The organism is Sphingomonas sp., from assembly GCF_031361285.1.
Taxonomy (GTDB): domain Bacteria; phylum Pseudomonadota; class Alphaproteobacteria; order Sphingomonadales; family Sphingomonadaceae; genus Sphingomicrobium.
In genome coordinates, this window is record NZ_JANMCO010000079.1 from 1 (window position 1) to 2,971 (window position 2,971).

At 65.7% G+C, this 2,971-nt stretch carries 6 protein-coding genes; 1 reads left to right on the forward strand and 5 read right to left on the reverse strand.

Annotated features, from left to right (window positions below):
• Nucleotides 1-522 (forward strand): alanine racemase C-terminal domain-containing protein (locus tag RMO25_RS08270; protein WP_309662130.1); only part of this gene is annotated, 522 nt, incomplete at its 5' end.
• Here RMO25_RS08270 and nth read toward each other — a convergent pair.
• From nth to RMO25_RS08295, 5 genes are all read right to left on the reverse strand, one after another.
• Nucleotides 490-1,164, reverse strand: a complete 675-nt coding sequence (gene nth, locus RMO25_RS08275) for an endonuclease III (RefSeq protein WP_309662131.1) — start codon at nucleotides 1,162-1,164, stop codon at nucleotides 490-492. The genes RMO25_RS08270 and nth overlap by 33 nt on opposite strands.
• On the reverse strand, nucleotides 1,161-1,820 hold the full coding sequence (dapB, locus tag RMO25_RS08280) for a 4-hydroxy-tetrahydrodipicolinate reductase (protein WP_309662132.1): 660 nt from the start codon (nucleotides 1,818-1,820) through the stop codon (nucleotides 1,161-1,163). Before dapB ends, nth begins: the two co-directional genes overlap by 4 nt.
• A gap of 61 nt (nucleotides 1,821-1,881) precedes the next feature.
• Nucleotides 1,882-2,319, reverse strand: coding sequence for a hypothetical protein (locus tag RMO25_RS08285; protein WP_309662133.1), 438 nt, complete (start codon nucleotides 2,317-2,319; stop codon nucleotides 1,882-1,884).
• Nucleotides 2,320-2,478: 159 nt separating this feature from the next.
• Nucleotides 2,479-2,721: a hypothetical protein gene (locus tag RMO25_RS08290; RefSeq protein ID WP_309662134.1), complete on the reverse strand. Its 243-nt coding sequence runs from the start codon at nucleotides 2,719-2,721 to the stop codon at nucleotides 2,479-2,481.
• A 15-nt stretch (nucleotides 2,722-2,736) separates the two neighbouring features.
• A partial coding sequence (locus RMO25_RS08295; RefSeq protein ID WP_309662135.1) for a hypothetical protein occupies nucleotides 2,737-2,971 on the reverse strand: 235 nt, incomplete at its 5' end.

Genomic DNA, 2,971 nt, shown 5'->3' on the forward strand with positions numbered 1-2,971 from the left:
GAGGTCGCCGCGGCCGTGCCGGCCAAGCGATACAGCCTCGCCAATTCGGCCGGGATTTGCCTCGGCCGCGATTATGCGTTCGACCTCGTTCGGCCGGGCCTGGCGCTGTACGGCGGCGTGCCGCGGCGCGAGGCCGAGGGCAACATTCGCCAGGTCGCGCACGTCGAAGCCCAGATTGTCCAGCGGCGGACGATTCGCGTTGGCGAAAGCTGCGGCTATGGCGCGACATTCGTGGCTGAGGCCGACACCGAAGCGGCGATCCTCAACATCGGTTACGCCGACGGATACCTGCGCGGCTTCTCATCGCGTGGCAGCGCATTCGCCGGTGAATTCGCGCTGCCGGTGCTTGGCCGCGTGTCGATGGACCTGATCGCGATCGACTGCGATGCAGCGCCGCACCTCAAGGAAGGGGATTGGGTCGAGGTCGATTACGACCTGCCGACCGCGTCGGCGCAGTCCGGGCTGTCGCAATATGAGCTGCTGACGACGCTAGGCCACCGGTTCGAGCGGCGGTGGCGCTGAGCCTTTGGGCGCAGGCGTCTTGGGTTTGTAGCGGCACAGGTCGGCGACCGGGCAGCGCCAGCATTCGGGCTTGCGCGCCTTGCAGGTGTAGCGGCCGTGCAGGATCAGCCAGTGGTGGGCGTCGCGGCGGAACGGCTGCGGGGTGAACTTGTCGAGCTTGAGTTCGACCTCGAGCGGGGTCTTGCCGGGGGCGAGGCCGGTGCGGTTGCCGACGCGGAAGATGGGGGAATCGACCGCGAACGTCTCCTGCCCGAAGGCGGTGTTGAGGACGACGTTGGCGGTCTTGCGGCCGACCCCGGGGAGGGTTTCGAGATGTTCGCGGGTGCGCGGCACCTCACCGCCGAAATTGTCGATGAGGGCTTGCGACAGCGCGATGACGTTCTTGGCCTTGGTGTTGAACAAGCCGATGGTTTTGATCGCCTGGCGGACGTCGTCTTCGCCGAGCGCGATCATTTGCGCGGGCGTGGACGCGCGCTTGAACAGGCCGCGGGTGGCGAGGTTGACGCCGACGTCGGTGGACTGGGCGGAGAGCACGACCGCGACCAGCAGGGTGTAGGGGTTCTGGTATTCGAGCTCGGTCGTTGGCGAAGGGTTCTCTTCGGCCAATCGCCGGAAGAATTCGAAAACCTGCTCGCGCTTCACAGCGAATCGATGACGTCGCGCATCGAATAGAGACCGGGCGGCTTGCCATGCAGAAAGCGCGCGGCGGTGAGCGCGCCGCGGGCGAAAATCGCGCGGCTTTCGGCGCGGTGCGACAGGATCAGCCGCTCTTCGGGGCCGAGGAACATTACTTCATGGTCGCCGGCAACGGTGCCGCCGCGGATCGAGGCGTAGCCGATTTTGGCAGAGCTGCGGCCGCGCGACACCGCATCTCCAAGGGCGAGCGCGGTCCCTGACGGAGCGTCGACTTTTTTGGCGTGATGAACGTCGAGGATCTCGACGTCCCAGTCCGGTCCCAAGACTGCAGCGGCGCGTTCGAGGAGGTCGGCGAGAATGGTTATGCCGAGCGAAGTGTTGGCGGCGCGCAGCACCGCGACTTGCTCGGCGGCGGCGGCGATGCGCTGGCCGGCGAGATCGTCGAGGCCGGTGGTGCCGACGAGGATCGGGATGCCCGCCGCGACCGCGCGGTCTAGGCTTGCCTGCAAGGCCGAAGGTGTTGAAAAGTCGACCAAAACATCGCCATGGTCGGGATCGAGCGCGAAACCGGGATCGTCGGCGACGGCGGCCGCGATCGCCTGGCCCATCCGGCCATTGGGCGCGATCAGGGCGAGGCGGAGCGGCTGCTCTTTGGTGCGCATTGGCCGCTCATGGCGCAGCACCGGTGCAAGCGCAAATGCGCTGCACCGGTGCCCGCTTCGTTTAGCGCTTGAGGATCTCGCGGTAGAGCACGCTGCCCATCTGCCGGCGCATCTTGTTGCGCTGGCCGCTGGCGGCATCGGCCGAATGGTCGTCCTGGCTCATGCGCTTGTTGATGATCGCGTTGCGGCGATCGATCTCGGCGACCGACGGGAAATCGGCGAAACGCGTAATCAGGATGAGGTCGGGCTCGCCGTCGCGCGGGTTGACGCTGTCGAGCACGTGATAGTCGAGAATCCAGCCCTGCGACTTGGCGAATGCCTGGTTGTCGACCCACACCTTGTTGAGCCAGTCCATGTAGTTCTCGTACTGGCCGTCCTCGACGTCGATCCGCGCGGCGGTCCACATTGGTCCAAGCTTGTAGCTGCTCTCCTGCGCGAGCGCGGGCTGAGCTGCAAATGCGCTGGCCAGCATGGCCGCGCCGATGATCCAAGATTTCAAAGTACGTCTCCCCAAGGCCGCCGGTGTTACCGGCACCAAAAAAGCCGGCCAAATGGGGACCGGCTCCCATTAGTCCGCTCGAAATCGAACCGACCGGAACGATTTGATTCGTTCCGGGTCCGACACATGCACAGTTCACCAAGTGGCGTCTAACGGAAATTAAACGGCCAGCTTTCGGCCGAGCGCCAGCGCGGCGGCGGGGGCGCGGAGCTTGGCGCCGTTGATCATGAAGATGTAAGCGTCGCGGCTGGACCTCTTCCAGCGCTGGGCGCGCGCCGCGAAAGCATCGAGCAAAGCTTCGGCCGGGTGACGCAAGAACGCTAGCCCAGCCGGGTAAAAGGTCCCGCGCCACGGCGGATAGGTCCAGCCGCCGATGCCGATTCGGACGATGGGCTGACTCAATGGGAGGCTTGGCCTCTACTTCGGCGCTGCAGCCGGAGCAACGACGGGCGCGCCCGGAATGACTGCGTCCTCGACCGCTTTCCAGCTGCCGTCGTCCTGCTTGCGATAGACCGTCACGTAGGTCCCACTTTCGGTTTTCGCTTGCTTGGTGGCCGGGTCGGTCATCCGCATCGTGTAATGGCCGCGGCTGGTGGCGAGCTCGCCGGATTTGGCGACCAGCACGCGATCGGAGGCGAATGTGAGGTTGAGG